Here is a 24,380-nt window from a genome sequence, read left to right as displayed (position 1 = left end):
GAACACCAAAACTCAGCAAGGGAGGAATACATGCTGAAACGAATGCTCAACACGGTGGCCCTTACCGCCGTTCTGGCCACCCCGGCGCTTGCGAACGAGCCCGAGGTCATAGCGGAATGGAACAGTCTGCCCTACGCCGTCAAGGATGAAGCCACAAAATCCGCATGGGAAGGCAGCGAGATTTTCGGCAAGGCGCTGGTTCAGGGCGCCAAGGTCGACAGCCAGGGCAAAATCTATGTCTCAACCGCGCGCTGGGGTGGGGCCGAGATTCCGTCGACCGTTTCCAAGCTGGTCAAGAATGGCGACACGTGGGAGTTGGAGGCGTTTCCGTCCGAGGACATGAACAGCATGTCGAACCCTGATGGCCTGAAAGCCGTTCTGGGTTTTGAGATCGACCGCAACGATGTGATGTGGATCCTGGATCAGGGCCACGTGGCTGGCCCTCCGTTCGAAGACGGCGATGCTAAGCTGGTGCTGTGGGATCTGAAAGAGAACAAGGAAATCCAGCGCTATATCTTCACTGCGGAAGAGGCGGATCGGCAGTGTTCGTTCCTGAACGATCTGGCCGTCGATAACGACACCGGCTTTGCCTATATCGCCGACAGCGGCATCTTCTGCGACCCGCTGCATGGCGGTCTGATCGTTTACGACAGCAACACCAACTCGGTGCGCCGCATTCTGGATCAGCACCGTTTCACCAATGATGAGCCGAACTTCTTCTTCAACATCGACAACCGGCCCGTGTTGAAAGCGGGCGGGATGCGCACAGGTGCCGATGGTATTGCATTGTCGGGCGACAAGGAAACGCTCTTCTGGACCAACCTGACCGGCAATCACCTGTACAGCTTGCCGACTGAAATCCTGCGTGATTTCGAGACCAATGAAACGGTCATCGAAAACGCCGTTGAGGTCGCCGCAGTGCTGCCTTCGAACACCGATGGGATGACGGCAGACAACGCAGGCAACATATACATGACCGCGCTGTCACTAGACGGGATCATGAAGTTCGATGAATCCACGCGCGAGGTCAGCCGTTTCGTCCACCACCCGGAAATGAACTGGCCGGACACGCTGGCCTGGGGTCCTGATGGTGAGATGTATGTGGTCTCAAACCACCTGCACATCTGGGTCGATGGCGACATGAATTTTGAAGAACCTGAAATCCCGAACTTCCGTATCTGGAAGATCCCGGGTGTCGGCCAAAGCTATACGACCGAATAATCCTCCCATACAACTTGGTCAGCCCCAACGGGCTGACCCTTTTTTGGAAATGAGACACCAATGACCCCCGATATTCTGTGCCTTGGCGAACCGATGCTGGAGTTCAATCAGCAGCCCGATGGGAACTACCTGCCCGGACATGGCGGCGACACGTCGAACTGTGCCATCGCCGCTGCGCGTCAGGGTGCATCCGTTGGGTACGTGACGCATATCGGGGCGGATACTTTCGGCAATTCGTTCATGGACTTGTGGCAGGCCGAAAGGGTGGATACGTCGACCGTTCGCCAGGTTGCGGGCGCTCATACCGGAGTCTATTTCGTGACGCATGGTGTAAACGGGCATGAATTCAGCTATTTCCGCGCAGGCTCGGCCAGTAGCAGGATGAAGCCGGATGATCTGCCAGTGGCGGCGTTGCAATCGGCCAAGATTCTGCACGTTTCGGGGATCAGTCAGGCGATTTCGGATGTTGCGGCTGATGCTGTGTTCCGCGCCATCCAGATCGTTAAGGATGCCGGGGGCCTCGTGTCCTACGACACCAATCTGCGCCTGAAGCTCTGGCCCATTGAGCGCGCGCGCGCTGTTACGCACGCCGCAATGTCACAATGCGATATTGCCCTGCCTGGCCTGGATGATGCCAAGCAACTGACTGGCCTGTCCGATCCCGATGCCATCGCAGATTTCTACCTGAACCTCGGTGCAAAAATTGTCGCCCTGACGCTGGGTGCCGATGGGACTCTGGTTGCGACACCTGAAAAGCGCGAGCGTGTCAAAGGCCGTCGGGTCGAGGCGGTGGATGCCACGGCCGCAGGCGACACATTTGACGGTGCCTTCCTGTCTCGTATCGTTGCGGGTGATGACCCGTTTCAGGCCGCACGTTATGCCAACGCCGCCGCTGCCCTTTCGACCCAAGGGTACGGTGCAGTTGCCCCAATGCCCCGCAAAGACGCGGTCGAGGCGTTTCTAGCGGAAGGAGACTGACCCATGAAACACGCCGTTGTCATTGGCGGCACACGCGGCATTGGCGCTGGCATCGCAGGGGAGCTGCGCCGCAAGGGTTGGCGCATCACCACAACCGGCGTCGTGGCTGACGAGGTTTCGGCCTATGCTGCGCAGCACTCTGACGGTACCTGCGCACAATTGGATGTGCGGGATACTTCGGCCGTTACCGCGTTTTTCGGAGAGATTGAGCAACTCGACGGGTTGGTCAATTGCGCAGGTATTCTGGCGCGCGGCGCGGAATATGAGATCGATGTTTTTGAGACAGTGATCGACATAAACCTGACCGGCACCATGCGTTGCTGTCTGGCCGCGCAACCCCTGTTGGCCACGTCAGGCGGTGCTATCGTGAACACTGCTTCGATGCTCAGCTATTTTGGCGGGCCACTTGTCCCGGCCTATTCTGCCAGCAAAGGCGGGGTCGCCCAGTTGACCAAGGCTTTGGCCGGGAAATGGGCTGCGGATGGCGTGCGCGTCAATGCGGTGGCCCCTGGATGGATAGAAACCGAAATGACCGATGCCCTGCGCGCCGATCCGACGCGTAACCAGCCGATCCTTGGTCGTACTCCGCTGGAACGCTGGGGCAAACCCGCCGAGGTTGGTGCGCTGGCCGCATGGTTGCTGTCGGAGGAGGCAACGTTTGTAACCGGAGCCGTATACCCGGTTGATGGCGGGTATTCCGCGATGTGACAAAGGAGCAGCAAATGCCAGTACAAGAACACGACGACGATCCGAGAATGCCGTATCAACTGCCGTTTCCCAAAGAAGCGCAGGAAGAGATCGTTATTCCCGAAGCAGTTGCGCGTGATGAGCGTATCTGGGTTCCCCAAACCGAGAACGTATCGTTCCGGCCTTTGTGCCTGAACAGGTCGCAGGGCTATTGGATGAACCTTCTGCGCGTCCGGAAATCAGGTGTCCTGTCCCGGCATCGGCACCCTCAACCCGTGCACGGGTTTGTTCTGAAGGGACGCTGGCACTATCTGGAACATGACTGGGTCGCACAAGAAGGCGGCTATGTGTTTGAGCCGCCAGGTGAAACTCATACGCTGGTTGTGCCCGATGACGTGGACGAAATGATCACCTACTTTCAGGTGAACGGCGTGATGCTCTATGTCGATCCGTGGGGCAAAACCATGGGCTATGAGGACGTCTTTACCAAGATCAACATGTGCCGTAAGCACTATGAGGAAGTAGGTCTGGGTGCGGATTATGTCGAACAGTTCATCAGATAGTCGGCGGCAATTGGCATTGGTTGCGCATGACGCCAAAAAAGACCAGATGGTGGAATGGGCCACAAGGCATTCCGAAACTCTGCGTCAAGCCCGCCTCTTTGCCACAGGTACCACCGGCGGGCGCATAAACGCAGCCCTGCCCGAGCTTCAACTGACCGCCCTCAAAAGCGGTCCGTTGGGGGGCGATCAGCAACTTGGTGCGATGATATGTGAGGGTAAGCTCGATGGCCTATTCTTCTTCATAGATCCACTGTCGCCTATGCCACATGATGTGGATGTTAAAGCGCTGAACCGCCTTGCGATTGTTTACGACCTACCTTTTGCAAGCAGTCCAAGCACGGCGGATTTCGTTTTGAACGGGATTTTTCAGCAGAGAATTCGGTAACGGGTGACCGGCGGTCTTTCGACAGCTTTGTTGAATTCGATGCATATGTGAGAAGATCTCTGCCAGTTTCAAAAAAGTATGTTCCTAAGGTCTACTGCTTCGTCCATGCGTGGGTGTTTCGGCTGCAGCGAAGGACTGTTTCACGCTCTGGCGTCCCAAAGTAGTAAACGGCCCAAGGCCGCCGTTCCACTAATCCTTCGTGTGCCGCAGTCGCACCCGCTTAGCGGCCATTTGCTGCGATAGCGAAATCTGTAATAAGTCGAACTCACCTATTGCGGGACATTGCGGAAACTCAGTCATTGGGTGGTTCGTAGGGATCCGGCGTTCCCGGGGGGATCGGTGGAAACTCCGTGAACGTTGCAATGTGCTCCTGCAACTGCGGCAGCGCCTTTTCGGCGGCCCATGTGTGCGGGAAAAGTACGCTTTCACGCTCGTGTGGATCATTCAAAAGGTTGTAGACCCTTGGTGTGTCGAAAGACTCCGTTGCACCAAAAGCAGTCGTATTCTCTTTGAAAAGAACTTTCCAATCCTTCCATTTTACGCCGAATATCTGCTCGCCCATGTAGACGATCACGCCTTCTCGGTTTGAGTTTGGTTGGTCACCAAGAAAGAACTTTGACTGGTCGACACCATCAAAGGCCCTGTCATCAGGCACCTTGCCCCCTGCGAAAGCCGCAAGTGTCGGATAGAGATCCATAGAGTGAACAACATCGTTGCTTTCAGAACCGGCAGGGATCATTCCCGGCCACTTGATTGCAAAGGGTACACGCATGCTTCCTTCGAGGCTGGTGAACAGAGTACCGCGCCAAGGCCCGGCCGTACCATGTACCGCAGGCACTGGCGAGACGTTGGCGTTCCCAACCGGAAGAGCTTCGGGGCCGTTGTCAGCAGTAAATATCACGACGGTGTCGTCGGAAACGCCAGCCGCCTCAATCGCATCAACAATACGTCCGACATAGCTATCTGTTTGAAGCAGAATGTCGGCCCAGACGCCGTTTCCCGTGGCGCCATCAAATTCTTCGGACACGATGTTTGGATAGTGGGTCTGTGTATATGCAAGATAGATGAAGAATGGTGCATCTTCCCCACTCTTGGCTTCGATGAAATCGATGGCTTTCTTTGTCAGGTCGCCGTCTATCTCGCCGCGATAATCCAGGTCATAGTCGCGCGCTATTGTCGCCGGTTCGCCCGCAACACCCTGCATCACAACCGGCTCTTCCATGTTGGCCTCGGCAAAGCCCGGGAGCGTGCGCCAGACTGTGACATCAGTGGTCTCAACACCGTAGAACTCATCGAAACCTTGATTGATTGGATAGCGCCCCTCGGTCCAGCCAAGGTGCCACTTGCCGTACATGGCCGTGTTGTACCCTGCTTCCTTGAGCATCTCTGCCATTGTGATTTCCCACTGGGTCAGACCGTAGACGCCACCTCCTAGTGGGACTGTATGGTTGCCGCTCCGTATGCCGTACCGACCGGTCATAGTCGCCGCGCGGGAGGGCGTGCACTGGCTTTCCACGTTGAAGTTTGTAAGCCTTAAACCCTCAGCGGCCAGGGCGTCCATTTCCGGGGTGGCCGTGCCACGAATTATCCCACCGCCGTTGAACCCTGGCTCACCCCATCCAAAATTATCGAGAAATATGAAGACAATATTAGGCTTGTCCTGAGCTGAAGCCACAGTGCCAATTAGAAGAGATAGCAACAGTATCAATGTTCGCGAAAACTGCGTCATGACGAGGCTCCCAAAAATATCTTTCGTTCGAGACTGACGAAAAAGGGTGCCGGCGGTCAAGAATGAACGTCTTGCATCGGCTCAGCTTTGCCTTTCTCCGCAGCAATCATAATTGTCTGCAGCAGCCCAATGCAGACATTTCCGACTGTAATTTGCAAATATCGAATATCAAAAATGTAAGAACGCGAAAATCTCCGTTGCATGAGATCACTTAGCTAGCGCTTCTGATATGCGTTCAACCAATGCCTTCTGAACAACGGCAAACCTTGGGGTTTGCGCGATTTCCTCTAACGTTGCGACCCACAGCGGAACCTCAATCTTAGGACATTCGTCCAGCGATCTTTTTAGGCGGGTATCCGCGTCGCCAAAAAATGACGGCAGAAAAGTTTTACCTGCTCCCGCAGCAGCCATCTGCTGTAGCACCAGAAAACTGTCTGCTCCGTTGGTCATTTCATCAGGGTCCACATTCTCCGCCAGCCATTTAGCTGGAAGAGAACGGCTTAACGCTCCGTCAAGCCTCATCCACTTGCGATTTGGAAGACCATCGTCAAAGACGCCGAAGGACAGCGTTCCTGCACGCTCTCCGACTAGCCCATCTCCGAGCTTTATCGATGGCCGCACGGCAATGTCTGCACTCAACCGCGATAAATCATGGTGGCTGTTTCCGCTTAGCAAAGTCAGTTTCAGGCCGGGGTAGAGAAGTGAGATTTCGTTGAGTATTCTAGGGAGAACAATCTGACAAAGACTATCGGTGGACGTTATGCGCACATGACCCGCAGGAGACCGATTTGCGCCGACTACTGCCCGATGCACCGACAGCACTGCATCTTCGACGCTTTCCATAGCCGAAAGGATCGCACTGGCTTCGGGGAGAGCGGAATATCCTGACGGGCTTTTTTGAAAAATCCGGCAGCCATTGCGCTCTTCGAATGCGGCCACCCTGCGCAAGACTGTGGCGTGCGTAACGCCGAGGGCCGCCGCCGCCGCGTTTAACGAACCGCATTTGCTTACAGCTAACGCGTACCGAATATCGTCCCAGTTTTCGCTGTTCATAAATTAACAGCTGACGACCAATAACAAACAATTACAAGTAAATTCGTTCAAGATAACATTCGGAGTATTGAACAGGGAGACAAACCATGATGCAGAAAATTTCGATCATTGCGGCCGGTATTTTATCAGTGGCTGCAATTGGCACTGCCATCGCCCACGAAAGTGAAAACCCGGCTGTCAAAGCTCGAACCTCAATCATGCAGCTCTACGCCTTCAATCTTGGTACACTTGGCGGCATGGCCAAAGGCGAGGTGGACTATGATGCCGAGGCGGCAACACGGGCCGCAAACAACCTTGTCGTGCTAACGCAGATCGACCAATCCGCGATGTGGCCCCAGGGATCTGACAACGTGTCCGATCCGTCCTCCCGAGCGCTGCCGGCAATCTGGGAAAACTTCCCTGACGTTGGCGCCAAAGGGCAAGCCATGGCTGACGCCGCTGTTGCAATGCAGGCTGTGGCTGGTCAAGATGTTGAGGCCCTGAAAGCGGCCATGGGCGATCTGGGTGGAAGCTGTTCGGCATGTCACAAAGCGTACAGAGCACCGAAGGACTAATTGGTAGAAAGCCGTGAAGCGGTTTTTCGTTTTCACCGCTTTTGTTGCAATGTTGGTTGGGTTGGCCGGTTTGGTGCTGACCCGACCCCAAAGAATGGATCAGTCCCAACTCGACGGTTTGCACCCAGATCTCGCCAGAGGTGAAATCGTGTTCCACGCGGCAGGATGCGCATCCTGTCATTCAGCGCCGGATGCGGTTGGTGAGGACAAGCTTATGCTCGCCGGTGGTCGCCGGTTTGAAACGGAATTCGGCACATTCATAGCGCCCAATATCTCCAGTGATCCAGCAGCCGGTATCGGTTCCTGGTCCGCATTGGACTTGGCCAATGCTCTGATCCACGGAACCGGACCCCGAGGGCAACATTATTTTCCGGCGTTTCCATATACGACCTACACCAACATGACCCCAGAGGATGTTGTCTCGCTTCATGCATTCCTCGGTACCCTGCCTGCAGTCGCGACCAAAAGCGAGGTGCATGAGGTTGGCTTTCCCTTCAATATTCGGCGTGGATTGGGAGGATGGAAACTGTTGTTCATGACACCAGGCTGGGTGGTCGATGGTGATCTGACCGACCAACAAAGACATGGCAGGTATTTGGTAGAAGCCCTGGGTCATTGCGCTGAATGCCACACCCCACGAAATGGTCTGGGTGGTTTGAAACGCGACCTCTGGCTCACAGGTGCGCCAAACCCCAGCGGAAAAGGACGTATCCCCGGACTAACCCCAGATCAACTTGATTGGTCCGAGGCTGACATCGCCGAGTACCTCAAATCTGGTTTCACGCCGGATTATGACAGCGCCGGTGGTGAGATGGTCGAGGTCATCGAGAACACATCACGCCTTACGGATGAGGACCGTTTGGCGATTGCCGCTTATCTCAAAGCTGTTCCTAGTTCGTCGACCGGTCTTTCATCCGAGTAACAGTCGTTTGGCGCCATGCAGCCGGGACCAGTTACTTTCGCCGTTTGCCGGTAGGAAGCCGCAGGGCAAATTCACTTTCTAGCAATCACCTGTTTTACATTTTGAATACCAGAACTCCGCAGTCGCACGAGTTTCTGTTCATGATGGACTGAGGGTCGTGACCGAATGACACAAAAATTAGCTCTTTGGTCCATTCCGATATCCATTGCAGTACTGGCCCTGAAACTGTTGGCTTGGTGGCTGACAGACTCGGTAGCATTGTTGTCAGACGCAATGGAATCCACCGTGAATGTCGTCGCGGCGCTTTTGGCATACTTCGCAGTTCGGGTCGCAAACAAGCCCGCTGATGAAAACCACCCGTTTGGTCACAAAAAAGCCGAGTATCTTTCCGCCGTCGTCGAGGGCGCACTGATTGTGCTGGCCGCGTTCTTGATCATCCGAGAAGCTGTGCTGGCGCTCCCGAACCCGCATCTTGAGGATGCCCCACTTCTTGGAATTGTCGTCAATACCATTGCAACGGGTGTGAATGGCGCATGGGCTTACCTATTGCTCAAATTCGGCAGGCGCGAGGGTTCGCCTGCATTGGAGGCAAGCTCCCGGCACATTTTTACAGATGTCATGACTTCAGTTGGTGTGATTGCGGGACTTGTACTTGCACTTGTCACCGGCTGGCTAATCCTCGACCCAATACTGGCAATTCTTGTTGCACTAAACATCTTGTGGGAGGGTTGGAAAGTTATTCGGGCATCTGTCGATGGCCTGATGGATGTGACCCTATCGGATCATGACTTGCAGACCGTTTCTAATGCTATCGAAGCAAATCTAGGCGCAGCCTTGGAATACCACGACCTCAAAGGGCGCAGATCAGCAAATGTCATATTCGTGGAGTTTCACCTTGTTGTGGACGGCACAATGCCAGTCAGCGCAGCGCATGATATATGCAATGACATCGAGGAAGAATTGGAACGTTTGTATCCGGGTTCGGTCTTTGTCATTCACCTTGAACCGGATGACGAATTGAAGGGTGACGTAGTTAACCGCCACTAACCTTGTCAATTCGCTCTGCAAAAACACTATCGGCTTGATTGATCTGACTAAGACGTTCGGCTCGAAAATCGTCAGACCTAAGGCCGATGTGGGAAAGCCGAACCGGACGTAACCTGCCTCCAATGTCACGAAGTGTGACGCACAGAGTTGGAGGCGAAAATGCAAATTCAAAGAAAACTGGGTCAGCTTCTTAGTACCGCTGCGTTGGCTTCGTTGATTGCGGCGACGCCCTATGTACCAGCGCTTGATGCCGATGGTCGCCTGCATTTTGAACCGTCATATGCTTTTGCCAAGAGCGGTAAAGGGAACGACGGGGATGGTCGCGATGATGACGGTGACGACAACTCCGGGTCGGGTAATGGCGGCCGTGGTGGTGACCGGGGCGATGATCGGGATGACGACAGGGACGATGATCGCGACGACAATTCGGGATCAGGAAAAAGTGGTCGCGACGACGATGATGATGATGATGACGATGACTCCAAACGCTCCAACAAAGGCAGCGGAAAGAAGGATCGGTCTCAGGCAGGGGGCAAACCGTCGGGATCGGCTGGGATAACGAAGGTCGAAACAAACGCCAACGGCATTGAAGTGCGGTACGCCGACGGAACCAAGGAGGAGATCGAAAACGGGCGGTATGAGAGAAAGAATGCTCAGAACCGAACTGTTGAAGAACGCCCCGCGACTGGCGCTGACGTCTCAAGACTTCGGTCTTTGGCGAATGGTATCTCAATCGACAGCGTGCGTTCTTCTGGGCAAGGCGGAACTGCCGGAAGTCGGCCCACGAAAGTGGAAATCCAAGGCAACAACATCGAAGTAAACTATGCCAATGGTTGGAAGGAAGAGATCGAGTTCGGGCGCTACGAGTTGAAAGACCCGTACAACCGGACTGTTGTCGAAAGAAACGCGACGGCCTCTGATCGCAGGAGGTTACAGTCGGTTGCGAACTGAGCTGTAATTTCCGTCAATGATCCGTTGGCGGCTTCTCTTGGTGAGGGGCCGCCATCGTCGTCAAAGAAACCAATGTTATTCTGCTTTGTTCCAAACATCATGGGCGATGATTGCAGCCTCTACCCGATTTCGCGCATGAAGCTTGGACAGGATTGCCGTCATATAGTGCTTCACGGTCTTTTCCTGAAGGTCTAACTCGTCAGCGATTTCACGATTGCTCAGTCCTTTAGCCACGCGTCGAAGTATTTCTTCCTCACGATGGGTAAGGTCATCGAGAATGCTGCCGTCCTTTGAGGTGCCGCTATCAGTGTTGATTTGAAGCAGTACCCGTGAGGCCAAACTCGGAGAAACGAATCCTTCACCCGCGGCGATGCTTTTTAGGGAAGCGCTCAATTCGCTCGCGGTTACTCCTTTCACAATATACCCAACCGCGCCTGCCTCTAACGCGTCCGCGACATCGCTGCTGTTCTCTGAAACTGTCAAGATTGCAATGAAGGGCGGATTTGCCATCGCCGCAATTTCACGTGCCGCATTTATCCCTCCGCCGGGCATCGAGAGGTCAAGAATGGCTATGTCCGGCTGATGCGCGCCGACCAGCGATACCGCCTCTTCAGCGTTGGACCCAGCCGCCAAAACTTCGAATCCATCAGCTTCCTCCAACGTGCGTTGCAAACCATCCCTGAAAATTGGATGATCATCGGCTATTACGACAGATGTAGTCATGACGTATCCAACTTTCTGGGAAAGAGTTTCATCGCGATGGTGGTGCCTTCGCCAAGGCTCGACAAAACTTCGAATTTACCACCAATACTCTCGACCCGATCCCGCAAACCCTTAAGCCCCTGGCCACCATCGTCACGCAACGCGGTTTCTTCTGAGCCATCAAATCCAGGTCCGTCGTCTTTGACCGTAACGACTATGCAATCGTTCTGCGCCTCAGAGATAACAGTGCACCTGGACGCTGGAGCATATCTCGCGGCATTGGAAAGCGTTTCCTGAAGGAACCGAAAAACGCACAGTTTACCCGACAATGACAACTCTGGGGCTGGGCTGCCCAGGAATGAAATATCGGGTCGCAACGGGCTGTGTTCTGCGTGATCCTCTACGGCTCTTTTCACAACATCGACGAGTGACAGGCTGTCGATATCCGGCGCGGACAGCCCTCGTGATATAGCACGAATTTCAGCCAGAGATTTTTGCAAAGACTGCTGAATTTCCTCTGCTTCTTTAGGTCTTTCCGACCCTTCGGAAAACGCCGCCTCCAGTCTAAGAGCCGCAAGCGACAGGTATTGCGCAGGGCCATCATGTAGCTCAGCTCCAAGATTCTTGAGGAACCGATCTGTTTGTGTGGCATATCTTTCCGACGCGTCGACAACACGCGATCGCAGCCGGGCATTCTGCTCGGCCATCCTCTCACTTTCTGTCAGGCGCTGTTTAAGTAGAGCCCCCTGTCGTCGAATTGTTTTGTCACCAATTGCGACGATGGAATACAGAACAACAGCGCTTACCAGAAACGCGGAGCCGACGACCAACCAACTGGTTCGCCTAGCCTTGGCTAAGTCCAACTCAAGCTGATCAGCTCTTTCGTAGAACTCCGCAACTGCGATGATTTCGCCGGACCAGAGTTCGCGGATGGGGCTGTAAACTTCAAGTAGTGGTATCCCCAATGCCGCTTCGGCCGCGCTCTCGGCATGATCAAGATCTTCGAAAGAGCCGGAGATATCACCGCTCCACGCCCGCCTTAAGTCATCCGTTGGATTGAAACGGGTTCCAATGATGTCCGTATCCGAGGCATGCGCAACCACACCACCTTGCTTCCAGAATTTGTAAGAGACAATGCGGTCACGCATTGGCTCAGTCATGAAAATCTCGTCCAGCGCCAGGCTCGCCGGCTCAGAAAGGCGGTCGCCATATGCCAATTCCTGGCTGAGCGGGGATACCACGCTTTCCATATACAACGCCGCAGAGTTGGCAGAGTTTTGCACGACGGCGTTCTGGATTCGATTTGACACCCAAACTCCGACGATTGCGGTAGCAGTTCCCATCACAACGATACTGGCCGCAAGAAAGACTCGCGACATCGACCAATTGCCAATCGTCAGGTCAGCTACTTTCGTTCTCATCGTAATCGACTATGAACGACAATCTGTTATCGCACCACAGACCTTGGTCTGACGTCATCTTGCCAAATCTCAGACCCTGAGCTTCCGCCCAGCGGCCAGAGTCAGATATCATCCATCGTTCTGAGCCTTTGCAGCATCGGGCAGTGAACGTTACCACTATCACAATTGGCCGTGAGCTCACTCAAGGCACGCTCCAGGCGTCTGAGCTCATCAATCTTGCTTCGAACGCTGGCAATGTGTGCCTCGGCCAGTTCTTTCACTGACCGGCAATCTTCGACACTTCCTTCTGACAGATCCAAAAGCACCTTTGCGTCAGATAGAGGAAACCCCAGATCGCGGCATTTCTTCAAAAATCGAAGTCTTCCCACATCGCTTGCTGAATAGACGCGGCGATTGTTCGGAGCTCGTGCGGGTTTTGGTACGATACCTTCGCGTTCGTAATAGCGGATGGTTTCTATGCCGACCCCGCTTTGCCGGGAAGCCTCACCTATCGCAATCATGTGAGGTGCCTCCACTTGATCCTGTAGTTACTACAGGAGTTATAAGCTCTGAATGCTGGTGCCTCAACACATTCAAATTGAGTACATACGGAGCGAAAGATGAAGAAATATATGATCCTCAGCTACATGGGATCGGTTTCCGCTCTGGGGATCGCGACATGCTGTGTTCTTCCAATGGCCATGATGTTGCTCGGCTTGGGTGGCAGTTGGTTGGCGATATTCGGAAGAATAGCGGCGGCAAGCTACTATGTTCTCGCCATTTCAACAGCGCTGGTTGCGGTTTCATGGCTTGTGGCGCACCGAAACGGGGCGTTGGTAAATCTGAAATGGTGGCTTGCTGGAAGCACAGCGATCACCGCGCTGGCATGGGTTATCGTTTTCAATGAGGCTCAAATCAACGATTATCTAATCATGCAGATGTGAGACAATGACAAAACAAACATTGGTGCTGGATAGCACTTTGACCTGCCCTGAATGCGGGCACGTTGAAACCGAGAAAATGCCAATCGACACGTGTCAGTGGTTTTACGAATGCAAATCATGCAGGGCAGTCTTGAAACCGTTGGAAGGTGATTGCTGTGTTTTTTGTTCCTATGCAACTGTCCCGTGTCCGCCAATTCAGCTAGGTGACTGCTGTTGTGGATAAGCGGGCCGCAACCGTAACATCCGAGAAAGATGTGGATTGCCCGCATTGGCTAGCCCACCTGAGTTTCAAAGGTCTCTATCTGGGCGTACTTTTCATTGGAGCTTCGTGCAGCATAAGTCAATTTGGGCTCGAACCAGACTTCGATGCGACTGACGCAAATGGCCGCTTTGGGCGTCGGTTCCCGCTGGGGTAAACGCGCTTTCTTACGGCTGCTCGATGGCTTTCTGGAGGGTGCCGCGCGGTTCAGCTGTCCTTGGCGTTTTCATTCCTGGGTACTGGCAGCCAAACACCCCTCCCATTCTTGTCAATTGCAACTTCTACCTCACGACACCCGTCGCGAACGCGGGTACGCCGCTTTTCCGGCGGGATTGAGGTGCATTGCCGCAAGTACAAAGTCATACAGATATTTTTTTCATCTTTGGGTGAGCCTTCGGACCTTTCCCGGACACCAGTCCCGGGAAAGAGCAGTTCCTTGATGAAATTGATCACTGGGGTTTATCCGTGAAAAGCATGGCAAAATTCAACAGTTTTCAACACTTTGGTCAGCTTATGAAAAAACAGGCTAAGGTTAGGATTCGCAACCAATTAATGACGGTTACTACAAGTGCGCCAGAAAAGGTCACTCATATCACCGCTCCGCTTTTCCAACCGTGATACATGCAGCGCTTTGAAAATCAATGCATCCTGACCTTAGGCCTTCAGAATTTGATTTCAATGTGACAGTCACACCGCGTACCGTGTCACCTCCCTCCGGAAATGAGTGCCCTTTAATAAAACTGTCACCGCCAGCCCTGATCGAAACCCGAGAGGCCATTAACTCGGCAACCTCCTGGCCAATAGATTGCAACAAAACCAAAAGGAGCTGTCCACAAATGGCTATGCGCGACTAAGGTCTAATGTGTAGCGGTGCAGAAGCGTTTCCCGGCTTGTCCCGGCTGCGAACCGGCGCGGCTTGCAGGGCTCGCGCCTGAACCCCAGCGCCTCGGCCAAGGTGATTGACCGGGTGTTGTCCGGCGTGATCATGAAACGAATTCGTGCCAGACCCAGCCGATCACGTGCGATATCAAAAACCAAACGCATCGCACCACTCATCATGCCGCAACCTTCGTGGGCGAAATCAACTACCCCCGCCGCCTCTGCCACGCGTGCGTCCGGGTCGATGGCATTCAGAAAAACCAAGCCCGCAAGCCCTTCGTCAGCGGCAGGGATACCGAACACGAAACTGCGCCCAGAGCGCTCCAGTTCCCCATGATGATCGATGTAGCGGTGAGTTTCTTTAAGCGAAGCGCCCGCGCGCAGAAGACTGGGGAAATAACACGCCAAACGACCTTCGTTGCGTCGGATCATGGCATGCAGTGCCGAAGCGTCAAGCCGGGAAACCGGGACAAGCGACACCGCGTCACCAATTAGAGTTGGCATGCCGTCAACCGTCCGTATCGCCGCCGGTTCCTCCGCCGCCTTTGTCATCGTCAGTGTCCGTTCCGTTGCTTCCGCAATCGGAATCCGTCTCATTACAGCAGGCTGCGACCAACAAAGCGGCTCCTACAAGCAGGACGACGCCCCAGAATGCCACCGGGTCGTCATCATCGTCGGCTATCCCAAGCTTCGAGGCCCGCTCCAGGGCAGCTTCCCGGTCCTCTCGATCACCTGAAGGTCCAAAGGCGTTTGCGATGGCACGCAATTCCTCAGGGGCAGATCGCGCGGCGTCCGACAGCGCTTTGGCAACCCGTTCAGTCGCATCGAGATCCTCGTAAGCGATTTCTGTCATCCCGAGATCGATCATCAGAAAACGTTTGCTGAAAGCCGCCTCAACATCATTGCCGCTATCCTCCCATTGGGGGAGGAACTGCGCTTTAAATGAGTCTTTCGTACCATCCGATCGGAGGCCGATAAGACGGCCTACTGACAGAAAGGGGCCATAACGTGAACCACGGACGGGTATCTTGGCAATCATTGGCATTGCAATCTCCTTTCATGAAAGAACCTTCAAAAGAAGGCGTTCACCACGTGGCGAGCGCCTCTCGTATCGGTTCGCGGTAGAGTTCGCGGGCAAACGCGCTTCTTGTTGTCACTGGTGAGCTTGGTGCGTAAAGCAACCTGCTTCCGCCGATCATGCTGCCAACCGCATCTCCAACCTTGGTCCATGAGAAGGGCATGCCATCGTAACGGAAAATAGCACCTTTACCCTGCGTGAGACCGTAGAGCCTGCCACCGGCCACCGCGAGGCTGTCTGCTGCATTGCCAATTCGCGTCCACGATTCCGGGGTACCGTTGTAGGACCAAACCTCTTGGCGGTCCGTTGTCATACCGAACAGCAGGCCACCCTGGCCGGCGACAAAGCCGATGCCCGGTCCGCCGATCCGCGTCCAGGAATTTGCGCTCGCATCATGAGAGAGGATGTCGCCGGTCGAACCGTCAATGGCATAGGCTTCATCGCCACCGCCGATTATCGAAACAACGTTGTCGCGCACCTGTGTCCAATCATTCGGTGTGCCGTTCCATCGGAACAGCCTGTTCCCAGAAGGGGATATTCCGTAGACTGTCGCGCCTACGCCCGCAAATGCGGCCCCAGGTCCCCCTATCCGCTCCCATGCCATGGGTGCCCCGGTAAAACGCCAAATGTCTTCGGTCCCGGGCTCGATAGCGTACAGATCGTTGCCGCCGTCAATCAAAGTTGCAGCCGGACCACCGATTTGTGTCCATTGACCGGCAGGCCCGTCGTGGCGGAACACCGCCTGTCGATCCGGCGTCAGGCCGTACGCCGTCGCCCCTATCCCGACCCATTGGCTGCCGGGGCCACCAACGACACTCCAGTTGTCATTAATGTCAAGCATCAGGAGATCGGCGTCAGGCGGGATGTCGCGTTCCGGGTCTCGTATCTGATTGAGGAACCAGCCAAGCACGTATTTTTCAATTACAGGTCTGCCGCCACCGCGTCGGAAAGGCAGGCTCAGTTCGGCAGCATCCGCATAGCCGACATCGTCGCCGGAAGGCCCGCCCGAGCCGCCCTTTCTGCGGAGAACAACACTTTGCATGAAGTTCTGAACAATCCCGGACTTTCCGGCAGCCAATGCCTCTTCCTCAAGCACGCTGCGCAGATCCGAGGCGCTGGCGGGCCCTGAATCCCGGCCCGTGATCGGGCTGCTATAGGTCGGGTCGGAAGCGTCTGCGACGATCATGTTCCCCTCGAACAGCCGCCGCGAGATCCCGAAGTCAAAAAAGTGCATGGCATCCACGCCTTCATAGAGACGCGCCATATCCTGAAGCGTGGTGATGTTGTCCGCCCAGGGCCGGTCTGCCGTCGGGCAACCTGGGTACATTTCCGTTTGCGAAAACCCGAGCTCCTGCTGGGCCCGTCGTGTTATGGTCGTCGTTCCAAACAGGTCCATGACCGCGTCGAGCGACCGGTTGTGGGATTCCCACATCATCGTCGGCAACGCATCTGTCAGCGGCGCCGAGCCCGAGACCGTCCCGGGCCCTGCCGTAAGGCAAACAGTGTCTGTCCGCGCAGCACCTGTGGCACCCGCGGGTTCGAACCATGAAACGCGTGTCGACATCGAGGTATTCGGGTCGCGGTCGACATCAATAAGCGCATGCAGATAAGGAAGCAGTTTCAGAACGCTCAGCGGTTGAAAACAGGTGTCCGCCGCATGTTCGGCAAGGACGCGGCCCGAGGCGTGCTTGACAAGGAAACCGCGCCGAATGCTCAGGCCGTAATCGGGGTGATCGTAGCACCGCAGCATGAACGCGCGGATGCGGCTTGTTTCGACGAGGTCATCCTCGAAAAGCCAGACTTCCTGTCGGTCAGGTGTAAGGCCGTAAACAAATTCGTCCGCTGCCACGAATTGCGCGCCGGGACCACCGATCCGCTCCCATCGGGTTTCTTCACGGAAATAGCGCCAGATGTCGCCCGTGCCGGGCTGGACGGCACAAAGACGGTTTCCTCCGCCGATCAATGTTTGTGCGGGTCCGCCAACCCTGTTCCAACGGTCGGCGCGCTCATCATATTCATAGACCGCCTGCCGGTCCGGCGTGAGGCCGTAGATCCGCGCCCCCACCCCGACCCACTCTGCACCAGCGCCGCCAATACGCCGCCAGCTTCCGTCGTACCGCGCCCAAGCCCATATCGCAGCGTCGCCCGGTGCCGAAGCCCAGATACGCGATCCCCCCTCCACTATGTTTTCAGCAGGGGTCGGGCCGATGACTGTCCAGTCGTTTGCAAACCGATCATAGCGTAGAAGACGGTCGCGGTTGGGCGACAAGGCATAGAGCGCGTTGCAAACACCGGCGAATTGGGCGCCAGGTCCGCCGACGCCAATCCAGTTGACCCCATCGTAGCGGAAGACGCCACCGCCGCCAGGTGAGGTTGCGTAAAGGTCCCATCCTCCGCCGATGAGGGCCTCGGCCGGACCTCCGATCTGAGACCAGTCGCCGGTGCGGGGATTCCGGGTGAACACCGCCTGCCTGTCCGGCGTGAGTGCTGCAAGTCTGCCGCCATAAACGGCCAAACTGTGAGCGGGTCCTCCGATCTTCGACCAAGGCATCGCGTCGCTCCTTTGCATAGAATTCCGCCGCCGCATGTGTTGCGGTCCTAAAACGAGATTGCCGTTTGCTACGACAAGGATGTCCCGCTGGGATCAATGGCCAAGGGCCAAGGGCTGTCTACTACGGAGATGTCGGAAATTTTCCGAAGGCCAGGGTAGCGGCCGAGAGAGCAAAGCAATGCAGAAATTGTTGTTTAACATTCCCCTTTAAAGGGTCTTGCGCAAATGCTGTTTGCATCAGCGGAATAGTTCCGAACATCTGCTGATTGTAACGAGTTACATGAGAGAATTGGCACTAATTTCGAGAGTAATTATACAATAATTCACAATCGAAAACAACTTTTGCCCGACAAGTCCTCTTTCGATTACGTGTTGTATGGCATCGCTTACGGCCGCTTCGCGCGCAACAAAGGTTCTGTCGCAAACTATGTCTCCACCTATCAGGCCGAGCGTGGTTCTGGTAGCGCATGCTTAGTTAAGACAAGTGCAGACCGTGACCATCTCATTCAAAGGTGTGCACTTTCCGAAAGACGTTATCTTGTACGCTGTTTTTTCTATCTCCGATACGCCGTGTCATACCGAGATCTGGAAGAAATCATGGTGGAGCGAGGTGTTGAACTGAAGCACGCGACGCTAATCCGTTGGGTGAACAGTTATGCCGGTCTTTTAGCTGATGCTTCGCGACACAAGAAGCGTCGTACCGACCGTTCGTGGCGCATGGATTAGACTTTTATGTCAAAGTGAAGGGTGAATAGGTCTTTCTCTATCGCTCGATAGACAAACACGGCAAGACCCTGGGCTTCATGCTATCAAAAGTAACCATTCGCTGCGTGTTGTCTGAGCTGGAAAGGCCCGGACAAATCCGCCTCTTGCTCATGCGACTGTTGCTGCAGCAACATCCGCTCTCAAGAGCGGTACGGCAGTCATTGCGATTCAGCGATAGTCAGCAGGAATTGGACGGTGCAGAGATTGACAGTCACCCAATCGGTGAACAACAATCAGCACCCCTGCCAATCAATCAAAAGCCGCTTATGCGCTCAATTAGCCAGTACATCGACACTGAACCGATGCCATAGGCGGCAATCACTGTTGTACTTTGGCTGATCGGGCGTGCCATCAGCCGCCAGATCGCAAGCAACAGAGCCAATGCACCAATAAAAATCAATTGTCCGGCTTCAACGCCAAGGTTAAATGCAAGCAAGGCCGCTGGAATATCGTTCGCGGGCAGCCCAATGTCAGCCAAGGCGCCTGCGAAACCAAGGCCATGCAATAGGCCAAATCCAAAACATACGATCCAGGGCTTTTGTTTTGAAAGCCGGAACTGACCGTCTTCATCCTTCGCAATCTCCGTGGCTAAAAACACGATGGACAGCGCGATGACGGCCTCGACCGGCGGACCAGGAACATTCAAGACACCAAACGTCGCCAGCGCCAGAGTGATGGAATGTGCGAGTGTGAAGGCCGTCACAGCGCCAACCAGTCTCCAGGGTTCGCGCACCAGAATGAAAAGCGCAAAAACGAACAGAAGGTGATCCCAACCTTCCAATATGTGCTCAAAACCCAATAAGGCATAAGCCGCAAAAACTGACCAGAGAGTCTGCTCAGAAGGTATGTTCTGGATGGCTGTTTCAGGTGTAAAGCGGAGCGTGGTCGGTTCAGCGTTTAGGGGATGCAAACGAACCAATACGTCGTTCTTTTGAGCCTCCAAGCCGTCAATTGCGATGGGTTGTCCTGCGATATCCGCATGGCACTCGACTATCCAAGATGAAACCCATGATCGATTATCGGAAATTGGCGAAGGACCTCGTGTGGGTGCACAGCCTTCTGGCAACACTGCATCAATCGCCATGGGTTGACCATTCACATCAGGCTTTAGCCAGTGGACGCTCCAGGTGCCCGAGGAGATTTGGCGTAGCTCCAGATATCCGGGATCAAGTGCGTGGGCATTGGCCTTTGCCGCGAGCCAAGCGCATAGAACAAAAACCAATAAGCCGGCCAGCCATCTCATTCGGCTGGACCTACGAGATCGGGGCTTACGATCTGGTATTTTTTGACTAAGCTCTCGTATTGCGCCTGCGCTAAGTCTTCACTCGCGACACGACGCCAATCGCGCAAAACATCACTTTGAATTTCGGATAACGGAGGTATTCGACTGGGCTCAAAGGCAAGCACTTGAACAAGATGAACACCATAGCCCGATTGTATCGGTCCGGTCCAAGGACCCGTTTGTACCTCTGCGAGACTTTTTGAAAACCCTGCGCCAAAGACCGAGTCGATTACTCTGGTCGCGGTCAACGGCATTGAAACAGGTAGCAATGTTGAAGCTCCTGAAACGGAAGGCTCCTGCCCGGCTCTCAGCTCAGCTAGCGCTGCCTCAATTTGAGGATTGCTTGGCGCTTCGCCCAGAAAGACCTGAGTGAACGCCACCTTGTCTGGTGTTGCGTACCGTTCCGGGTTTTGGTCGAGAAACGACTGTAATTCATCGTCCTCCGGAACCACTGACGTCGCAATTGCTTCTGTCAGAAAATCCATCTTCTGGCTTAACCGAGACCTGATCACGGTATCTCCACGATCCAGGCCGAGTTTTCTTGCTTCTCTGACCAGAACCTCTTCACGAATTGAAGCATCGACCAAGGCGATGAACTCAGCATCGCTTGGTCGACGGTTCCACCTGGCTTCAAACTGATCTGCCAAACGGGCGACGTCGTCCTCGGTGACAGTGATGATTTCCAGATTTTCGACCGTTTCGGTCTCCGGGGCAACAATATGGAACCAAATGAAAATAGCCGCCCCAATCAAAAAGAAATGGAACAGAGGTTCTTTCAGTATTCTCATGAAGGCTCCTGCAAGACCCGAGCTTGCGCTCTCATTTCAACTGTTTTTTGCAAAGGAACTCACACCGCACAAGCTTCATACCTATGGTGACTGCCCCGAGGTGCGTTCACCGTCTCGCCATCCAAGTCCATCCCTAATTCACGTTACTCTGCCGGCGTGTACCAAATCGGCGAGGAATATGCCCGCTCCTGGTGTGTTAGAACAGCATCTTGCGGCAACTCTGCACCGAACCTCAGCTTGTCATAAAGAATCCAACGAGGAGTTGGGATTTCGATTGCCCGAACGTAGTAAAACGCCCTTGCGTTGGGGTCGAAATCCGGGTCGGACCAAACCTTCACCAACTCGGCGGTGCCGATTGTGTTGGTCCAACTTGCCGTCTCAAGGTCGACTGTGTTTCCAACAGCAGGAATCTTGCCGTTTTCATCAGCCACGCGATCATCTGACCACGCGACGTCATAAACTTTTTCCTGCAAGCCGCCGTCCGAGTCGAGCCATCCCTTCACAACCTGAACGCGGTCCAGATTTGCACCAACCGGGTCGCGCAGGGCAGCTATTAGGAAGGACGGTGCCCCATCACCTTCGCGGGGGCGCAAATCCGACCCCATGGGAACACCTTTGGTATAGCCAACATCTGCAAGGAACCTGGTCTCTACGTCAGCATCGCTAAAGTCCCATCCGCCAAAGAATCTCAACCCGATCCGAGGTCCGGTCGTCGCATAGGTTTCGCGCCGCTTGAATGCATCGAAGATCGCTGCGCGTGTGTTCTCTGTCGCCCAAACAGCTGTGTACCCAGACGCGACCAACAGATCGCCGGGAATTTCACCAAGATCGTTGGCGATGAATGGGTGCTTGATACGAGTGGCCGATGGCTCAACGCTGACCGACTTGCCAAAAAAGTTGTCCTCTTCAGCCGTCGCCAACGATGTGTGGCTGTCCGTAGCGCCACCCATGCCGAACTTGTAGGGATTCACGCCGAACTTTTCTTCCAGCATCAAACCCCGTTTCAGCGCTTCTCGGGCATATTCCCCGGCCAACATATCTTCTGTCTTAAGCTCGGTGATATCGAGATTGCCGACGTCCCAGTTTTCATAGTCGGCAAATTCATCATCCGGGCTCAGGAACGGGTGCGCTTCGCCGTCACCCTTGATCTGCGTAACTTCATAGTGCGGTTCCCATTTTGCGCGCGCAGCTACGTATTCTTCGTCCACCTTTCCGCCGTGATATGTGTCTTCGGTCGGAAACATCCATCCATTTGACAAGTTTCCATTATGGGCAAAGGCGACAGCGCGACCGCCGGTTTTTTCCTGGTACTCTTCCAGCCAGGCATAGAGCGATTTTGGGTCTGTGTCGCCGTAAGGCGGTTGCGTGACTGGGGGCACCATCTGAAGCGCTCTGATCGGCCCGTCCCGCAACATGACGTTCCGGTGAAGATTGAACCCCTTCGGTACAGAGGTCCACTCGAACCCGATAAAGGCCGTAAAGTTCCCGGGGTCGTTGTGCCGCTCGGCCGCGAGCACAATATGTTCCCAGGTAAACGCAAAGGCGTCGGCACCCGGGCTGTAAGACTCAAGCAGGATTTCCGGCAGGGTCATCTGAGAGAAATTCGTAATGATATCAAAGGCTGTCTTCCCGGCTTCTTCACCTCCGGCTTTATACCCTTCGTACCACTCCAGACCTTTTGGGTCGGAAATAACGCCCGGCTTGCCGGCCTGCAGATCCGGCGCGAACCCCATCAGATCAGTGTGATCCGTCAAGACCATCCAATCCAATGGTCGCCCCAGTCTGACGGGTTGGCCTGTCGAGGAGATGACCTGTTCACCCTTGGCAAAACGCCACGCATCATCGGGCAGCAACGTGTTTCCAAATGCGCCCGCGTCCAGAGAAAGGCCCGTATGAAGATGGGTATCACCCCACAACGGCCGCTCTGGAAAGCTGCGTTGTGCATAAGGGGAGTAGGGTCGTTCCAAGAATAAACCTTCGGCGGCCTCTGCGCTTGGCACAGCGTCAGAGAAAGCGGAAGCCGGTGCAAACACCAGCGCGAAGACAAAAGCGGAAACCCGGTACATATTGACCTCCCAAATCAACAATACGGTTCGAAACAGAGCTTTTTTCGGCTTATTAATATTCGATTTTATATATATCATATGGTGTCGATTTCTGAAAATAATTTCCCCGGCGATGTTCTTTACGCCGTCATGGGTCGTATTTCTGTGCCAGCATGAGCTTTTCGCCGGCCACCGCCAGACCTCATTGCGTCATAAGCAATGACTGAGCGTATTGGTAAAGGTTCCAAAACCAAGCCCCAACAATCGGGACGTACCGTGGCAAGCCATGTCCCAAACCGACTTACTCGGATGCAGCATTTTCATGCAAAACCATGTTTAGGAAAAACTGCGTTGCGGGGTCCGTTTCTTCGAGTGCTACCAAAGCTTCAAACTTTTGGTGCAGCGCAGTTTCGCCCCAATTTCGGGTTGCAACAGCGATTTGCAGGGTCAATTCCGGATCTCTATCCAGAACATTCGCAAAAACCCGTATGATCTCATCCCGGAACTGCTTGTGTGACGATCCAGCGTCGGACAATGCCCGAACCAGAGCCTTCTTGTCATCCCGCGTCTTCCTGCGGTCCTTGAGCGCGCGACCAATTGCGTTGATTGCACGTAGCCTGTCCGCCTCTATCCCGGCGAGCGCCCACTCATGGGAATGCAAGCCACCCGATCTCAAGGATTTGGCAAAGCGCGAGCGGACAATCGAACGTGCCTGTGGATCGTTTTGTAATCCCAATAGTCGAATAGCAACGGGCCAGTAAGCAAAGCGGTTCAAGTCATTCAACTCTTCCATAATCTGGCTGGTTGAAACCCTGCCGCCAATCGGGCGCAAATATGCATAATCTGCTCGCCCGATTTCCACCATGGCCATGTCATGCAGGGCTTGATCCGGGTGCCACATATAGTCAGAAAAGAACGAAACGCGTGTAGCGCAGTCAGTTTCTCCTAAACGCCAAAGCCGACTATGGGTTTGAAGCTTTTCAAGAAACGCGCTTCTTTCTGAATTCATCACAAAGATGCGCCGCCAAGCCCGCGAAAAATTGCGCCCGGCCTTGTCGTTGATTTCTGGTCCATATGTCAGCAGAACCGTTGTCGTTGGGTCGGCGCGGAATGCCCGCCGCGTAACGCTGTCTATGAGAAATGGAATTTTGGGTGCGTTACTTAGTTTTTCGTCGCTCCCCTTAAAGACGCGCCTGGTCGAATACTCAAACGGATTTTCTGGTGCCGGACCTGCAAATACAACAACTTCTGCGGCCAGTATTTGATCAGAAATGGATGCCTCTGGCAGTTCGACACAAACCACGCAAGCATGCAAAGCAGGCGGTGCTGCAAACCCGAGCATACATATGACAGCTGCAATAGACCTTCGCATCATTGGCTCACAGACCCAAAATTCAATTCGCAAGCGTTACTGGTGCCTTGAAAGTACCAAAAAAACACTGCTTTGCGAAACCGCTTTAAAACCTGAAGGTCTCTCTTCAGCCCAGAGGTTTTGAACAACAGCCTGAAAATGAGAAGGAAAATCGATACACAAGCTACCTATTCGTGACACCTTGTGGTTTGAAGAGTGAAGACGGTAAGGCGACGTACTCGTTAC

Annotated in this window: 24 protein-coding genes and 1 pseudogene; 13 read left to right on the top strand and 12 right to left on the bottom strand. The window is 54.5% G+C overall.

All coding sequences use genetic code 11. The features are described from left to right. The first annotated feature begins 30 nt into the window (after positions 1 to 30). From AC2FNU_RS13115 to AC2FNU_RS13095, 5 genes are read left to right on the top strand one after another with little or no spacing between them, the layout of a single operon-like run. Positions 31 to 1,221 (top strand): L-dopachrome tautomerase-related protein, encoded by a 1,191-nt coding sequence (locus tag AC2FNU_RS13115; protein ID WP_496788934.1) that lies wholly within the window; start codon positions 31 to 33, stop codon positions 1,219 to 1,221. 60 nt (positions 1,222 to 1,281) lie between these two features. Then, positions 1,282 to 2,199 (top strand): sugar kinase, encoded by a 918-nt coding sequence (locus tag AC2FNU_RS13110; protein ID WP_496788928.1) that lies wholly within the window; start codon positions 1,282 to 1,284, stop codon positions 2,197 to 2,199. A gap of 3 nt (positions 2,200 to 2,202) precedes the next feature. Then, entirely contained in the window at positions 2,203 to 2,907 is a 705-nt protein-coding gene (locus AC2FNU_RS13105) for an SDR family NAD(P)-dependent oxidoreductase (RefSeq protein ID WP_496788926.1), read from the top strand. A 14-nt stretch (positions 2,908 to 2,921) separates the two neighbouring features. After that, entirely contained in the window at positions 2,922 to 3,449 is a 528-nt protein-coding gene (locus AC2FNU_RS13100; RefSeq protein WP_496788924.1) for a 2,4'-dihydroxyacetophenone dioxygenase family protein, read from the top strand. After that, positions 3,427 to 3,834 carry a methylglyoxal synthase gene (locus AC2FNU_RS13095; RefSeq protein ID WP_496788920.1) on the top strand — a complete coding sequence of 136 codons (408 nt, stop codon included), beginning with the start codon at positions 3,427 to 3,429 and terminating at the stop codon, positions 3,832 to 3,834. The genes AC2FNU_RS13100 and AC2FNU_RS13095 overlap by 23 nt, the downstream gene beginning before the upstream one ends. A 292-nt stretch (positions 3,835 to 4,126) precedes the next feature. On the opposite strand, the gene AC2FNU_RS13090 is transcribed toward AC2FNU_RS13095, so the two are convergent. Further along, on the bottom strand, positions 4,127 to 5,623 hold the full coding sequence (locus AC2FNU_RS13090) for an arylsulfatase (RefSeq protein WP_496788915.1): 1,497 nt from the start codon (positions 5,621 to 5,623) through the stop codon (positions 4,127 to 4,129). A gap of 147 nt (positions 5,624 to 5,770) precedes the next feature. After that, the gene (locus tag AC2FNU_RS13085) at positions 5,771 to 6,616 is read right to left on the bottom strand and encodes a LysR family transcriptional regulator (RefSeq protein WP_496788910.1); all 846 of its coding nucleotides are present in this window, start codon (positions 6,614 to 6,616) and stop codon (positions 5,771 to 5,773) included. An 86-nt stretch (positions 6,617 to 6,702) separates the two neighbouring features. Between AC2FNU_RS13085 and AC2FNU_RS13080 the strand changes: the two genes are divergently transcribed. The 4 genes from AC2FNU_RS13080 (at position 6,703) to AC2FNU_RS13065 (ending at position 10,090) form a co-directional block, all read left to right on the top strand. Next, entirely contained in the window at positions 6,703 to 7,170 is a 468-nt protein-coding gene (locus AC2FNU_RS13080) for a c-type cytochrome (RefSeq protein ID WP_496788906.1), read from the top strand. Between the two features lie 13 nt (positions 7,171 to 7,183). Continuing rightward, positions 7,184 to 8,092 carry a c-type cytochrome gene (locus AC2FNU_RS13075; RefSeq protein WP_496788901.1) on the top strand — a complete coding sequence of 303 codons (909 nt, stop codon included), beginning with the start codon at positions 7,184 to 7,186 and terminating at the stop codon, positions 8,090 to 8,092. Between the two features lie 165 nt (positions 8,093 to 8,257). Then, complete coding sequence (locus tag AC2FNU_RS13070; RefSeq protein WP_496788898.1) at positions 8,258 to 9,139, top strand: cation diffusion facilitator family transporter; 882 nt, start codon at positions 8,258 to 8,260, stop codon at positions 9,137 to 9,139. 159 nt (positions 9,140 to 9,298) lie between these two features. Further along, positions 9,299 to 10,090 carry a hypothetical protein gene (locus tag AC2FNU_RS13065; protein ID WP_496788897.1) on the top strand — a complete coding sequence of 264 codons (792 nt, stop codon included), beginning with the start codon at positions 9,299 to 9,301 and terminating at the stop codon, positions 10,088 to 10,090. A gap of 75 nt (positions 10,091 to 10,165) precedes the next feature. On the opposite strand, the gene AC2FNU_RS13060 is transcribed toward AC2FNU_RS13065, so the two are convergent. The 3 genes from AC2FNU_RS13060 to AC2FNU_RS13050 form a co-directional block, all read right to left on the bottom strand. Then, entirely contained in the window at positions 10,166 to 10,813 is a 648-nt protein-coding gene (locus AC2FNU_RS13060; protein ID WP_496788895.1) for a response regulator, read from the bottom strand. Beyond that, positions 10,810 to 12,213 carry a sensor histidine kinase gene (locus tag AC2FNU_RS13055; RefSeq protein ID WP_496788893.1) on the bottom strand — a complete coding sequence of 468 codons (1,404 nt, stop codon included), beginning with the start codon at positions 12,211 to 12,213 and terminating at the stop codon, positions 10,810 to 10,812. The genes AC2FNU_RS13060 and AC2FNU_RS13055 overlap by 4 nt, the downstream gene beginning before the upstream one ends. Before the next feature lie 101 nt (positions 12,214 to 12,314). Next, complete coding sequence (locus tag AC2FNU_RS13050) at positions 12,315 to 12,713, bottom strand: MerR family transcriptional regulator (protein ID WP_496788891.1); 399 nt, start codon at positions 12,711 to 12,713, stop codon at positions 12,315 to 12,317. A gap of 99 nt (positions 12,714 to 12,812) precedes the next feature. On the opposite strand from AC2FNU_RS13050, the gene AC2FNU_RS13045 reads away from it, so the two are divergent. The 3 genes from AC2FNU_RS13045 to AC2FNU_RS13035 all read left to right on the top strand — a co-directional run bounded on the left by AC2FNU_RS13045 (position 12,813) and on the right by AC2FNU_RS13035 (position 14,013). Further along, positions 12,813 to 13,136, top strand: coding sequence for a hypothetical protein (locus AC2FNU_RS13045; protein WP_496788888.1), 324 nt, complete (start codon positions 12,813 to 12,815; stop codon positions 13,134 to 13,136). Between the two features lie 4 nt (positions 13,137 to 13,140). Then, complete coding sequence (locus AC2FNU_RS13040; RefSeq protein WP_496788883.1) at positions 13,141 to 13,359, top strand: GDCCVxC domain-containing (seleno)protein; 219 nt, start codon at positions 13,141 to 13,143, stop codon at positions 13,357 to 13,359. A 510-nt stretch (positions 13,360 to 13,869) separates the two neighbouring features. Then, on the top strand, positions 13,870 to 14,013 hold the full coding sequence (locus AC2FNU_RS13035) for a hypothetical protein (protein WP_496788878.1): 144 nt from the start codon (positions 13,870 to 13,872) through the stop codon (positions 14,011 to 14,013). 222 nt (positions 14,014 to 14,235) lie between these two features. On the opposite strand, the gene AC2FNU_RS13030 is transcribed toward AC2FNU_RS13035, so the two are convergent. The 3 genes from AC2FNU_RS13030 to AC2FNU_RS13020 are packed head-to-tail and all read right to left on the bottom strand — an operon-like array spanning position 14,236 to position 17,903. Further along, a complete protein-coding gene (locus tag AC2FNU_RS13030) occupies positions 14,236 to 14,778 on the bottom strand; it encodes a GNAT family N-acetyltransferase (RefSeq protein WP_496788876.1) in 543 nt (180 codons plus the stop codon). 4 nt (positions 14,779 to 14,782) lie between these two features. Next, entirely contained in the window at positions 14,783 to 15,319 is a 537-nt protein-coding gene (locus tag AC2FNU_RS13025; protein WP_496788873.1) for a hypothetical protein, read from the bottom strand. Between the two features lie 40 nt (positions 15,320 to 15,359). Then, positions 15,360 to 17,903, bottom strand: a complete 2,544-nt coding sequence (locus tag AC2FNU_RS13020; protein WP_496788868.1) for a hypothetical protein — start codon at positions 17,901 to 17,903, stop codon at positions 15,360 to 15,362. A 493-nt stretch (positions 17,904 to 18,396) separates the two neighbouring features. On the opposite strand from AC2FNU_RS13020, the pseudogene AC2FNU_RS13015 reads away from it, so the two are divergent. Further along, positions 18,397 to 18,718, top strand: a pseudogene (locus AC2FNU_RS13015) (IS6 family transposase); the annotation flags it as partial. A gap of 203 nt (positions 18,719 to 18,921) precedes the next feature. On the opposite strand, the gene AC2FNU_RS13010 reads toward AC2FNU_RS13015, so the two are convergent. From AC2FNU_RS13010 to AC2FNU_RS12995, 4 genes are all read right to left on the bottom strand, one after another. Further along, positions 18,922 to 19,911 (bottom strand): HupE/UreJ family protein, encoded by a 990-nt coding sequence (locus tag AC2FNU_RS13010; RefSeq protein ID WP_496788864.1) that lies wholly within the window; start codon positions 19,909 to 19,911, stop codon positions 18,922 to 18,924. Next, positions 19,908 to 20,738, bottom strand: coding sequence for a peptidyl-prolyl cis-trans isomerase (locus AC2FNU_RS13005; protein WP_496788861.1), 831 nt, complete (start codon positions 20,736 to 20,738; stop codon positions 19,908 to 19,910). The genes AC2FNU_RS13010 and AC2FNU_RS13005 overlap by 4 nt, the downstream gene beginning before the upstream one ends. 143 nt (positions 20,739 to 20,881) lie before the next feature. Next, positions 20,882 to 22,804 (bottom strand): DUF3604 domain-containing protein, encoded by a 1,923-nt coding sequence (locus tag AC2FNU_RS13000; RefSeq protein WP_496788858.1) that lies wholly within the window; start codon positions 22,802 to 22,804, stop codon positions 20,882 to 20,884. A gap of 280 nt (positions 22,805 to 23,084) precedes the next feature. Beyond that, complete coding sequence (locus AC2FNU_RS12995; RefSeq protein ID WP_496788856.1) at positions 23,085 to 23,792, bottom strand: hypothetical protein; 708 nt, start codon at positions 23,790 to 23,792, stop codon at positions 23,085 to 23,087. Between the last annotated feature and the right edge of the window lie 588 nt (positions 23,793 to 24,380).

The organism is Ruegeria sp. BHSB064, from assembly GCF_059613205.1.
Note: the sequence above shows the minus strand (reverse complement) of the source record. Positions and strands in the feature narration are given on the sequence as shown.